Source organism: Lysinibacillus capsici (genome assembly GCF_003367505.1).
Classification (GTDB): domain Bacteria; phylum Bacillota; class Bacilli; order Bacillales_A; family Planococcaceae; genus Lysinibacillus; species Lysinibacillus capsici.
In genome coordinates this window covers 94,661-106,349 of the sequence record NZ_PXXX01000003.1, presented here as the reverse complement: position 1 = coordinate 106,349, position 11,689 = coordinate 94,661, and the positions used below count along the sequence as shown (strand labels likewise).

Annotated in this window: 7 protein-coding genes; 4 read left to right on the top strand and 3 right to left on the bottom strand. The window is 31.6% G+C overall.

Annotated features, from left to right (window positions below; all coding sequences use genetic code 11):
• From C7B89_RS01540 to C7B89_RS01530, 3 genes are all read left to right on the top strand, one after another.
• On the top strand, nucleotides 1-721 hold a 721-nt coding region (locus C7B89_RS01540), incomplete at its 5' end, for a hypothetical protein (RefSeq protein WP_208644721.1).
• Between the two features lie 64 nt (nucleotides 722-785).
• Nucleotides 786-1,358, top strand: a complete 573-nt coding sequence (locus tag C7B89_RS01535) for a hypothetical protein (protein WP_115673038.1) — start codon at nucleotides 786-788, stop codon at nucleotides 1,356-1,358.
• Nucleotides 1,359-2,145: 787 nt separating this feature from the next.
• Complete coding sequence (locus C7B89_RS01530; protein WP_115673037.1) at nucleotides 2,146-3,657, top strand: hypothetical protein; 1,512 nt, start codon at nucleotides 2,146-2,148, stop codon at nucleotides 3,655-3,657.
• 371 nt (nucleotides 3,658-4,028) lie between these two features.
• Here the strand turns inward: C7B89_RS01530 and C7B89_RS01525 are convergent, their stop codons facing one another.
• A complete protein-coding gene (locus tag C7B89_RS01525; protein ID WP_115673036.1) occupies nucleotides 4,029-4,586 on the bottom strand; it encodes a hypothetical protein in 558 nt (185 codons plus the stop codon).
• A gap of 160 nt (nucleotides 4,587-4,746) precedes the next feature.
• Between C7B89_RS01525 and C7B89_RS01520 the strand changes: the two genes are divergently transcribed.
• A complete protein-coding gene (locus C7B89_RS01520; protein WP_115673035.1) occupies nucleotides 4,747-5,124 on the top strand; it encodes a hypothetical protein in 378 nt (125 codons plus the stop codon).
• A gap of 804 nt (nucleotides 5,125-5,928) precedes the next feature.
• On the opposite strand, the gene C7B89_RS01515 is transcribed toward C7B89_RS01520, so the two are convergent.
• Together C7B89_RS01515 and C7B89_RS01510 are read right to left on the bottom strand one after the other, a co-directional pair.
• The gene (locus C7B89_RS01515) at nucleotides 5,929-6,996 is read right to left on the bottom strand and encodes a DUF4145 domain-containing protein (RefSeq protein ID WP_115673034.1); all 1,068 of its coding nucleotides are present in this window, start codon (nucleotides 6,994-6,996) and stop codon (nucleotides 5,929-5,931) included.
• A gap of 147 nt (nucleotides 6,997-7,143) precedes the next feature.
• On the bottom strand, nucleotides 7,144-11,688 hold the full coding sequence (locus C7B89_RS01510; RefSeq protein ID WP_115673033.1) for a sacsin N-terminal ATP-binding-like domain-containing protein: 4,545 nt from the start codon (nucleotides 11,686-11,688) through the stop codon (nucleotides 7,144-7,146).
• Between the last annotated feature and the right edge of the window lies 1 nt (nucleotide 11,689).

The window sequence follows — 11,689 nt, the reverse complement described above, 5'->3', positions numbered from 1 at the left end:
TTGTAAACACGACATATCAAAAATGACTTGGAACTTATCTAAATTTGAAAATAATGAAATATATCAAAAAAAGTTAAATGGAATACAATCCATCTTTACTTTGTTTATAGATTATAAAAATCCAATTAAAATTGATGAGGATTTTGTCTGGTTTAATATTAATAACAATATTTCAAATAAAATTATTGATAAATTTAATACTTCGAATAAATTAATAAGAGAATTTATAGATCCTGATTTAGAAGATTTAATGAATATACTATTTAATTCTGGAGCAGGAGATGCTGGATATGATGTTTCTTCAGCTTTATTTATACCTTTCAATTTCAATTTTGAGATAAATAAATCAGAAATAACTAATCAAATTAATATTAACGGCAAAGAAATCATATTACCAAAAAAATTATTAAATTTTGAATGTTTACAACATGATGACGCTTATTTGTTAGCTATCATGTTAACTGACGCAAAGAATCGCCTAGATTCTGAAGGGAATTTCGAGTTAAATTATGATGATTTAGTGATGAGAAAGCTTTTTATAAAATATTTTTATAAAAAAATTGACAATCCCAAACATGATTTTATAATTTTCAAATTAGATAATGATTATGAAAAAATATTTACGTCTACTCAAGATATGAATATAGGATTTAAAGCTATGAAGACAAGTGATGGCTATAATGTTATGCCGAACATAAAATATTTGAAGTATTTAAGTTAGGATTTAGTAAGGCAAAGTTATATTGATCTACTCACTAACTTAATATCATTTTTAGAGGTGGAAAATGGGTAATAAAAACGATTATATTAATGGAATTTTTTTATTAGGGAATGATTCATTCGCTAATAGTCCTTTAGTTACATATACAATAATTGATAAAGTCTCAAACAAAGTGGCTTTAGTTAAATCATCGTTTGATTTTGATACTTTTTTTAATACAATATTAATTGATTTAATTGATGCACTCCATAAATTTATAAAGTGGGTAAACTCTGATAATGATGTATTAGGAAATCTTGTTATCAATTTATCTAAAGAGCAGTTGCTTTGCTTTAAAAACCATCTTTCGGAACAACATTATAAATTAATAGAAGTTGCATTAAGTGGAAATAAACTTATTGAAAAAGGTAACTTACGCTATCGTTTTGATAACTTTTACAATAACGAATTCATATGTAGAATTTTGAATGAGGCCATTCAAGAAATTGAAATTATTAATGAACAAAATCTTAAAATTACTTATACATTTTTTTACGAAATATCTAATTTAATAATTCGCAGAAGAGATTATATTGACTCTGAATTAAAAATGAACTATTCGAAGGAATTAAAAATCATACCATATTATAAAAATTAAATAAGTTAATATTATAGCCAGCCTTCATTTTGAAGGTTGGGCTACCCCATACTAGACAGGCAACAAAGAATTACACTCACCTGAATTTCGACATTCTGTATGTGCTAGTTAGTTAAGTCTAGCCGGCATTTTATCAATAAGCACAAAGGTCAACTAACCTTATGTGCAACCCCCTCACTTAATTGCATATAAAATTACTCTCCTTAAGATGCTAGATAATCTTTCAAACAATACTTTGCATGTCAAAATCCGCAAATTCCATTGCTCCACTATAGCTGATGGATTTATCTGCTAATGGATTTTTATAGTGATAATCCCTAAAATGGTGTACGGCGGTTTAAAAACCTATTACATATTCAATTTCAAAATTAATATCAAACCCCATTTTAAAACCCATAGCAAAACCCATTAGGAAATCAAAAGCTCCCACCAGAACTGCTTATAAAGCCTTATCTATCAAGGGCTTCAACTGCTGATCGATTAAAAGCATCGTTGATTATACTACGAGAAGCAATGTACATTAAAAAGAATTCAAAAATAAACCCTTGATAAAAACCACAAATAAAATACTTTTAAAAAAAACTAATTATTGCTTCATGTGCAATATTACGTCCTTAAATTGGAGAATCCCCATTTTAAATAGGTACTTAGAATATGGTTTTCACGAGGCTATAATGTGTAAAGCCAAATAAAATATTAGAGCCTCAAGCTCACTATCAATGCTATTTAACTAGCAAACGATTGTGTGCTTAAAACTATTTGCTAACCTAAAACGGAGGAAATCATCATGAATTCAAAAGAATTTAAAGTACATTTCATTTACAACAACAAAGGGCAACGCGTTGAATTGGGTTATCCAGAAATTCAAGCCCTACTTTTTTTAAACGAGCATAACTTTTTATCACAGCCGCAAATGTATCAGTTTTATTCATTCGTTCAATTAGTTCATCCGGCTACTTTTCGAAAAAAAACAGGCAAATGGCTACAAGCTGGACTAATTAAAAAGAAATCAATTCCACTGCAATCAGGTCATTCTGTTGTTATTATTTCATTGGCAAATGCGGGCTTAACAGTATTAAAAAAATTAGGTTATGTTAATGATAAAGCTAAAGTAAAATCATTTAATCTGGCTAAACCTGATCATGCATTAGCAATTAGAGAGGTCGTACTTGATGTAATAGCTAATCATCGCAAACGTACTAACGCTCAAATTTATCACGCTAAAGGCTTATATTTTGTTGGTATTCAGCCTAATGTTTCTTTAAACAACCTAACAGACCCTGTTTTGATTTATAAAACAAAACACCTTGGTGAAGATAAGCTAATACATTTTACAAAATATGATAACACTATTATAGAATATGAAAAAACCTTACTAACATCAATTAATCCTTATAAGGTAACAGATACAGAAGTCATTGCAGATTGGCTCTTCGAAATAGAAGGACACTACCTGCATTTAGAGATTGACTGTGGAAATGAGCAAATTCGGAAACCGAAAAGTGGGAATGATTCGTCTTTCGAGGGAAAGTTATCACGATTGCAGCCACAGCTTAACAAGAAAGAAATCGACTCAGCAAACTATCATGTCTTATTTATAATGGTAGATAATCGTAAAGACTCTGTTTTAACGCGAGCTTATCAGAATTGTACAACACGTATAGCTAATGTAAAACAAGAAATTGCACGTTTTTCAGAATTTAAAAATTGGCAGTTTGAAATGTATGTGATTAAATTCAGTAGAGCTACTGAGTTTTTGAAAGCATTTTTCAGAAAAATTGCAGGATTCATTCCGGATGAAAGCTTCTTGCTTCTTCAATTGGTTGATGCTTTTATCCAGAAAAGAGACTTACAATTTTCAGATTGGGTATTTGGTTATCTAGATAAAGATTTAATACTACAAAAAAAATACTTTCTGCAAGATGGATATATCCCCGAAAAAACATTAGTATACACAAATCGTGAACATTCTACTGCTCAATTACTAATTCCCTTCTTTATGGAGGAAGGTAATGTTAAAAAAGGTGAACAATTAGCTATTTTAGCTGAAGGTATTAATAGTGGGCGATACTTTAATCGCTTCACAAAAATTTTGGTAGTATATCTCGATACTGGCGAATTTTCTAATGATATTCTTAGAAAAAATAAAGCTAATTCAAAAAATGCATTCGCGATGGATACATCTAATATGTTGTTCATTTCTCTCTCAAACTTCATTGGCAAATATGACACTCCAAAATTATTCAACGAAAGTAAAAAGCAGCTTCCATATAGCAGTATTCTTGAGATAACAATTTAGGGTGGTTCAATTATGAACCATCTTTTTTACTTCATTTCCGTGAAACAGGATTTTGCAAGGACTTCAATAGCACTTTGAAAATCAAGGCAATTTCATAAAATTGGTTACCTTGAAGGCACAAACGGGTTACACTCTCTGTGGGTAACCCTTTAAACCCGCCAAAACCTTGAACCAGTAAGTGTTAACAGCATTTCAAAAACACTAAAAATATCGCCATTAATACATTTAAAATAATTACTAATCGTTGCTTTTTGTTTAATTAGAGTGTGTGTTGCTTTTAAAGTGAATATTTAAGTTTAATTGCCATTTCAGTGTGCCACTTAAATAGCATTAAAAAATCCCTCTCACGTTGAGTGCAAGAGGGATACTATTTACCTTAAATCATAGTAATTTAGTCCTTTTTTGATTAATGTATTAATCAGGTTACTCACTTTAATCGATTTTTTTTGACTCAATTCTTTTAGCTCTTCATAAAGTTTTTCTTCAAATAACACGGATTTTTTATCTACTGTTGCTTTTACATTCAGGCTGTCTTTATATAATTCGTAATCTAAATCCGCTACCTTTTCATTTTCCCTATCATTTTCTACATTCTCACTTGATTGAACATATTTTTGATCATAGGGCTTCACATAAATTTTTTTATAAATATTACGTGCTAATGACTCATTTTCATTTTCCCCAAGATATACCCATTTACTTTCTTCATTCAACTTAACAGCTGCGTTAGCTAATTTGCTTGCTAATACATTTGTACGCATCTCTAACTTTTGTGCAACATGCTCAATTGTTTCATTTTCATTTAATAATGATACTACTTCTCTGATTGTTACAACTTGCTTTTCTTCTGCTTGAAACGTATCTTCCAACTGTGTTTCTTCTGAATTACTGTTTAATTTGTTCTGAATGAAATGCTCTTTTTTTAGCATTGCAATCATCTCCTTTTCTTCTTTTAATCATCTTAGCTTCATACTTTGAAAATTCTTAGAGCAGATTCCTCAAAATAAATATTTATTTTATCGTAATTCACTATTCGAATATGAAAAATCCTGTAGTAGAATATTAAAAATTTTGGGGAGGAATGTCGCTATGAACCACGTACGACTAACTTTTGATGTTCAATCATTGCAATTAAACCATCAGCACTTCTTTTATTTAGATGCTGACGATAACTTAAAAACTACAGAGGAAGTTTGGCCAGAATTGCAACAAATCCATCAATCAGAAGAACTTTGTGTAAAGGCAAATACGCTTTTATTAATCATGCAATTTTTAGTAAAAGAGGAAGAGGTGATTCACATTTCTCGTGAAAGCGTGTCAAAAAAATCACGACGAATCGCTAAAAAGGCCGCTAATCTAAATGAGCTATTACGTTATCTGAACAAAAAAGGTTATATCAGCTTTCAATATGCTGGCGTTTCTGGCCGTAAACAGTTTATAACTATCAACCCGAAAATTTTCATGTAATAATAAAAACACAGCAATCGTTACAGAGTTGAAGTGATTGCTGTGTGATTTAACTAATTCATAATCTGCTAACTGCTCAACTATATAGTTACTATTGATAGGAACTATATAAAATATATACAATAACCGACAAGGAACTTGCTTATTTATTTTGGTATGACATATTTATTTAACTATGAAGATCTATTTTTAGCACAATTTAATAACCTTGGTTGATTCGAAAAACAGTAAAGCCTACATTACCGAAAAAGATTTAGTAACATATAAAGAGAAATTCTCACCCTTACATTTAAAATTTTCTGGATATCCCGATTTTAAATGGCCATCTACTGAAATTTCTAATTCATCAACATCAGGAGGTAATACTTTTACAACAAGAAAGCAATCTAAAATCTTTAGGCTACCATCATGAATTAGATAAAAATACAAAATGGAATATACTGTGCAAAGCCGTTAGACAATTCGGGTTAAAAAATGTGGCGTATACATTAGCTACTAATACTAAACGTTTAAAAGGTAGAAAACCAGATTCCGTTGCAATCACAATTTGGGAAACTGATTTAAAGCGACTTAGAAATAAATTTTACAAAAATCAATTCCAATGGCCTTCTACAAAACTTTAAAATTCACCTATGAACTGCAACGCAATTGTTTGACACATCTAATAATTGCTGGTGCAGTTTTTTCGTGATCAGATTAACCAATAAAGCCGAAAGTGGTTACTAATATCATTAATAAAAATCATTCAGAAAGTATTTTAGAAACTTTAAAAAAGCTTCGTACAAAAAGAACGATAAAAAAACACTAAATTTCACTTGGAATAGGCTCCATAGATTTTACCTTCAACTGGTTAAACAAATTCGCTAATGCCGTCTCACCGACATTTCGGTACTTACCTAATAATACTAGCTCTTTCGGGAAATCCCTCACATGCTGGAACCCTTGCTCTAGCAACGAGTTCAGCAAGCTGGTTTGACCTGGAAAGTTATCCTTCGTTAAGGCAATATTACCTAAAGCCTCTGTTAAAATAACAAAATCTGATTTGTAAAATAGCAAAATTTCGCCTTGGTACTGTTCCATCAGAATTTTACGTTTTTCCTCTTCTTCAATGAATAATTGCAATTCCTCGAAAAAGCACGCATCATTCGCTTCTTTAAAGCGCTTAACATGCTGATGTAAACCATCCAGTTGATACGGGAGTTCACTCATAATACGTGCCTGCTGCTCGCCATTTAAACGAATTAAAAACGTAGTAGACTTTGGGAAACGTTGCGGTAATAAAAAGGCATCACGTAAAAAATTCGGAACCTCAATAAATTGATCTTTATAATAAATTTTACGACTAACTTTTTGCTCGACAACAACCTTTTCTTGCGACGGCTGTTTTTGTACAAAGGTCTGCATTAATGCTTCAATATGATTAATTAAATCATCACGATCACCAGCACTCTTCTCAGGCACTGGCTCCATATATTCTGGCACTTCAATATCTGGTGAAGCATACGTTTCGATAAACCATGTCAAAATCACATGTTGATATTCCCAACCTGTCAATGCCTCTCGTATAAGCATTTTCCGCATCCCATCATGACTTGCAGTGTTTCCTTGACGACGCACGAAATGAATGGCATTATCCGTAGTGGTTGTAAGGATGCCTTCATTTTTTAACTTCATTTGTAATTCGCCAAAATTTAACTCGCTGCCTTCAAGCTCTTCCAATTTTGCCACTTCACGAACTAAAGTTTCCGCCATAGTGCGCGTGGTTTGCATTGCTGCTCTTGGTGAAACAAAAATAAGCTTTTCGATATCTTGTGTAAGTTCAGCTAAGCTTGGGTTAATTTCTAACAAAATTTCTTGTAATTTTTGCGACATAATTTCCCCCTACTATCCTTATCATCATATAATCTAGCAGTATACAAAAACTTTTAAATATGAGCGTACCAATAAAATGATACGCCTAATTTTTGTTATATAAGATTTGATATACCTTATAATGAATCTTTTTTCTTTTTCAGCTACCTATTCTTCATCTACCTCAATCAACATCGCAAAATAATTCAAATGTTGCTGCGAAATAACAATTGAACTCGCTTCTCCATTAATTTCGCACGGGATGTCATAGAAGTCCCCGTTATATAATTCTATTTCTTGTGGAGCTGTTTCTTGTAATAAAAAAGCCTTTGCTTCATCAAGAATAGCTGTTAAATTTAACTGCTGTCCGTGCTTCATAAGTGCATGACAGTTCGGGCAAAGACCTAAAATGTTAAATGGTTGATTATGCCACGCATGGCCTTCCTTGTATTCTACTAAACGATATACTTCGATATAATATTGACTAGGTCCAATCATTAAACGCGTAGCACAAACTTGACAGCGACCTTCATACTCTTGAATTAAATATTTCTTTGGGTCAGGTGCAGTCGTATCAACGTATTGTATATTTGACTTTATTTTTTTCGCACGTTCTCTTACTTCTTTTTTTACTGAACCAACTTTTAATTGTTCAGTAGTACGTTCTTTTAAAATGGCTATACTAGCTAAATGCTGTTCTGGATCTGTTGCAGTTTTCCATGGTTCATATGTAGCCGCAACTTCACCGTTTTTTTCACGTTGTAATGCATTCATTAATAAGTTTGCCACGGATTGGATATTTTCTTCTGTACTCGTTCCGTCAAGAGATTCTTCTACGACCACTTTAACAACTTTATCTGAAGCTTCTTCATGATCTACTTTATGTTCAATTGATTTTTTACTTTGCTGCTCATGCACAACAATTGGTTCTTCTTCTAAGTTTAATTCTTCTTTGGTTGCTGAGCTTTCTTTTAAAGAAGCGGTTGATTTCTTAGATTTTTTTACAGCCTGTTCTTTTTTAATAATTTCTTTATAATAGTATTCGTAATCTCTTAACGTACTTTTGTATGGTGAAAATTCAAGAAATGCTATCCATTGAGCAGCTATTTCAAAAACGTGTAAGTTTTCTTCAACATAAAATCTTTTCTCTCTCGTATCGTATAATGGCAAACTGCTATTAATCTCGAATTCAAAAATCTTTTTATGGATTTTATTTGTATAAACAATGTTTTCGACGACTTGTTCAATACCACCATAAGGATCGAACAAACGCTTTAATCTGGATGATTCAATAAAATCTAATTCTTCAAACTGCGATTTAAATAGTTGAATTAATATCGATTTTTCTTCTTCGGTCAATAATGAATATTCATCCGCTGATACTTTTCCATAATCTTCAACATTTCTCAGAGAAAATTCACTTGCAATATTTTTATATATGACTTCTTTTTGAGCATCACATTCTAAGTGAACGATACTGTATTCTTTTTCCAGAATATATTGATAAAGGTTATAATTATTACAAACATAATGCAGCTGTTGTGGATTCTTTTGACGCTTTTTTATAGTTAACTGCTGAGCTAATAAAGCCAATTGATCCTCTTTATTTAAGTACTCAAATTGTTTAATAACATAATTAATAATTTGGTTTTTATCTTCAATAGATTGTTGTTCATCTAAATAAAATTCTTCTAAACTTTCTAACAATGGAATTATTTCTGAATCCATTTGTAATTGTAGTTTTTCGCCTAACGACCTACCAACTGTTCCATATTGTTGCTCTATATAAGGTGTTGCTTCATTAATTTCTGCTCCTAGCTTAAAATCAAAAATCGATCTCAATTGTCGAGTATTTTTATCAATAATTCGCAATTCTGTTAAGTCAACTTGATTATTTGCAAGTTCATTTGTAGCTGCAAATAAATCGTCCCATTGTTCAGGTGTTGCTACTCGCCATGCTTGATTAATTTCTTTTATAGCAAGTTTTTTCACTTTTAAAGTTTCTAAATAGAAAGTGTTATATTTTGTTGGACTTTCATGCACAATATCCCAAAAATCCAACGCCTTATTTAAACCTCTAACGGATTTTAATCGGAATGCTTTTGAAGCATTCGTTAATCGTTCATCTTCAGTAGTTAACGGAATAAAATAAGAATCCAATCCACCCCAAAGATCATCTTCCAGCAGTAATTTCTTTTCCGACCTTTGTCTATGGTACATTGTTTTTAAAAAACCAGGTGGTGTCGGCTCGTTATAGTTACTACCTTCAATATAGCCGATGTGATTTAAATAATTTTTTTGCCATACCTGATATAAACGCTGTTCGACTTCAATTGTTGCTTTTTCATTTATAAATAGCTCTCTAGTTGCTTGATCTAAAATAACATTTTGTAAAGTAATCGAGTTTCTACTAGTATAATCGTTACTATTTTTTTCTTTCCAATCTCCAAATAGCTTAGGATTAGCATTATAAAAATCAGCAGCAGTATCATATTTCATTTCTTTGAAAAAGAATTGAGGACTATTAGCAATACCACATGAAACTAGAAAGTCCCGAATTTCCATATAATACTGGTCTAATCGTTCACCGCTTTGTTCAATTTTTGATTCGGGTATATACCAATATCCTGGCAATTCAAATTCAATTAATCCCGAATTATTGTAAGCGTCGTCACCATTTTTCAGCTGCAATTTAATTGGTAAAATCACATTTGAAAGTTTTTTCATGTACTTATTATCAACAAGAACCTTCATCTCCCGAAGCTCTGCCAATACTTTCAAATAATTTTCATCCTTACTTGACCTTTTCGCGCGATAAGCGTCAAATACAGTGAACAACACTTGAATACGATTATCTACAATTTCTCTAGTCCATTTTTCATATTGCCTCGTTAAATATGGGATTTGAATAGATCGCAAAATTGTATCCTCATTCAATTCTTCCACTTTTATTTCTTTCAATAACATTCTTAATGCTTCATTTCGTTTTGCTATCAGCTGCTGTTCAGGCTCATCTATGGAAGTTGGTTGCATTGTATAATTATAATCGATAATTGCTATATCATTAATTAAATGCAAACCATGATTTCTTCTCATTCGGTTTGAAAGCCAATAAATTTTAGAAGCATTTTTTAATTGGAAAAATGCTTTAAAGCCCTGATTCTCAATTGGAAAAATCAATGCATTTTTTATTCTGCTTCTTATATCACTCCATGAATAATAAGATCGAATGCCATCGTACAGTTTTTGATACAGTTTAGTTAATAAAGAAGCATCTCCCAAAATTTCTGAACTTAGCGGCCTCTTTTCTAAGGTAATTACGCTTTGGGTAATATCAATTTCTTCAATTTTATAAAATTTCCAAACAGGTTCCCACCGTGAAATTCCTTGCCAATCCTCAGAAATAAATGATCGATAAATACTTTTCTCTGCGTGACCTTGTAGAGAATCATCTTTACTAAACATATCAGACCATAGCGGTGTAGCTAATACCGTTTGTTTAGGTGTTTTCCATCCTGAGCTAGTCTTAACCCATTCCATTTCCTTCAATATTTCCATAAAACGTTCAAGGACTGGTGCAAGCTGCGATCCGCCTTTCTGAATAGGTATTAAATCTGGAAATGAATATTGTATTGAGTTATTAAAACGTAATTGTGAATATGCTTTTTTAAAAAATGTTGGTAAATATTCTAATAAATACCGATTCCATTCATTTGCCTGCGGATCATGCAATCGCTCTCGATCGGCCTTTAAATGTCCATCAACTTGTAGAAATATTGGTACTGGTAAAGTTACTTCTGTCGGTAAATAGCAAAATAACCTTCCTTCTTCTATTCCGAGATTGTATGCATTTAGTAATACAGCCATCTTCAGTGTTCGTTTCAGCGGTTTATCAGCTGTTAAGCGTTCCCAACGAGACTTTACTAAATCAGGTGAAAATTCTAGTTCATCCTCGTAAACTAAATATTGTCGTTCAATACCTACTGGTTCTGCAGTTAATTTTATGAGGTCTGAATTTTTCTCAATATTTAACGTATATGTTTTTGTTTCGTTACTTCGATAATCACTCAAAATAAAATGGGTCAGCTGTTGTAAAAATAAAAATGATTCCAATCTCTCCGACAAAAGTTTTCTTAATTCATCCGCAATAATTTCAATACTTTCGCTTTCTTTGAAATATACCTTTAACTCTGTACCCTCTGTAAATGATTCATTTTCAAGAATAGTAGGCACTATATAGGATTTATTATCTAATTTAAAATGCCATGGTCCACTATGTATATGAACTTCTTTAGCTAAAGCAAAGACGGATTTAAACCCAATACCCTTCTCACCAATGAATGAATTTGCACCTAGTTTACTCGTTGTCTTCGTAGATCCACCTGTATCAGTAATTGCAAAAATATCTTGCATACTAAATCCAGATTCATTATATGAAATCGCAAAATAATCATTATAAATTTTAAAATGAATAGCTGGTTGTGTATCATAAGTTGCATCGTCTGCATTTTGAATAAGCTCTAATAAAAAGTGCTTTCTATCCTCATAAGTTGTATCTGATAAAACTTTTAGTGAATTCATATAGCCTGGAACATGACTTTCAAATTCCCTTCGAATTCTTAAAAATTCAAGGGCCTCTTTACCAGGTTTTGCTTCAAAAAATTGTTCTTCTAATTGCCTTAATTTCGATTCAAACTCGGCTGGATTTTGCATC

Excerpts from the sequence above, each read along its gene's own strand:
- C7B89_RS01535 (WP_115673038.1), top strand. The coding sequence starts at position 786 with ATGGGTAATAAAAACGATTATATTAATGGAATTTTTTTATTAGGGAAT.
- C7B89_RS01530 (WP_115673037.1), top strand. The coding sequence starts at position 2,146 with ATGAATTCAAAAGAATTTAAAGTACATTTCATTTACAACAACAAAGGG.
- C7B89_RS01525 (WP_115673036.1), bottom strand. The coding sequence starts at position 4,586 with ATGCTAAAAAAAGAGCATTTCATTCAGAACAAATTAAACAGTAATTCA.
- C7B89_RS01520 (WP_115673035.1), top strand. The coding sequence starts at position 4,747 with ATGAACCACGTACGACTAACTTTTGATGTTCAATCATTGCAATTAAAC.
- C7B89_RS01515 (WP_115673034.1), bottom strand. The coding sequence starts at position 6,996 with ATGTCGCAAAAATTACAAGAAATTTTGTTAGAAATTAACCCAAGCTTA.
- C7B89_RS01510 (WP_115673033.1), bottom strand. The coding sequence starts at position 11,688 with ATGCAAAATCCAGCCGAGTTTGAATCGAAATTAAGGCAATTAGAAGAA.